This is a genomic window from Commensalibacter oyaizuii (assembly GCF_029953265.1).
GTDB classification, from domain to species: domain Bacteria; phylum Pseudomonadota; class Alphaproteobacteria; order Acetobacterales; family Acetobacteraceae; genus Commensalibacter; species Commensalibacter oyaizuii.
Window position 1 is genome coordinate 1 of record NZ_JASBAO010000006.1, and the last position, 1,059, is coordinate 1,059.

The window sequence follows — 1,059 nt, forward strand, 5'->3', positions numbered from 1 at the left end:
CTATTTTACCGACCAGCAAGGCAGGATTATTCTTCCTTTTACCACAGGAGGGCCTGCATCAAAAGGATGGCCAGGAAGCGATCAAGCTACAAATGTTGGGTTAGACGCACAGACTGATCCTCCACATAGGGCCGAAATCAAAGATAATGTTTAACATGAATAAAAAACTTAAAATAATTTTTGGCTTGATTTTAGTTCTTATTTTAGCAGGGGGATTTAAAATGCTTACAGCATCCAAAGAATATCAATATGATGTCAATGTAGCATCAGCAGGGGATTATTCTGTTTTATTGGATTTTAACCATAATTATTAAACGTCCATTTGATGGATTAATATATTTATATCTGCAAACTCTATGATAAAGAAATTTGCGGATATTTTTTTATTATGATGAGTTTTTATAAAGTATTTGTGTATTTATTTGATACTCTAACGAATACATTTGCATGAATACAAAAGCTATTGAAATCCGTATTTATTTAAGTTGATTTATTTAAGAATACATATTAATAGATAAACATCTTAAGCTTAAAAGAATACAATAGAGATCATTATGAGTGATATTGGATATATCCGTGTTAGTTCTGAATACCAAAATACAGAACGACAACTTGATGAGGTTAAGCTAGATAAAATCTTTACAGATAAAACCAGTGGTGTGGATACGCAAAGACCTCAATTGCAAGCAATACCGATGCTTGTTTTGGTAGTATGTATTTCTTTGTGCCTAGGTTTATTCCTCTTTTTAACAAACCAGATATTCTAAATCCAAGCGTTGTTCAACAAACGACAATTGATCTAACACAGCGTAATTATACGCCTTTTTCTGAGCAAAAAACGATTGATATAACTCAGACCGAGCCTGAAGAAGCACCTATGTCTCGTCCTACGCCAATAGTAGTAGGTCAGCATATGTATGTAGAAATGGCGTTTGATAAGGGGAAATACACGTTTACAAGCTATGATGAGGATGGCAAGCAAATTGGCGATCCTGTGGTTACACAAGGGGATAGTCGTTATAAAGATGCAGTGCATGAGTATAATCTATATCAAGCCTC

At 34.2% G+C, this 1,059-nt stretch carries 3 protein-coding genes; all 3 read left to right on the top strand.

The features are described 5' to 3' along the window. Window positions 1-155 precede the first annotated feature (155 nt). Complete coding sequence (locus tag QJV27_RS11090; protein ID WP_281449074.1) at window positions 156-314, top strand: hypothetical protein; 159 nt, start codon at window positions 156-158, stop codon at window positions 312-314. A gap of 240 nt (window positions 315-554) precedes the next feature. Continuing rightward, complete coding sequence (locus QJV27_RS11175) at window positions 555-767, top strand: recombinase family protein (protein ID WP_456305224.1); 213 nt, start codon at window positions 555-557, stop codon at window positions 765-767. Continuing rightward, window positions 725-1,059 (top strand): hypothetical protein (locus QJV27_RS11100; protein ID WP_281449075.1); only part of this gene is annotated, 335 nt, incomplete at its 3' end. The genes QJV27_RS11175 and QJV27_RS11100, both read left to right, overlap by 43 nt.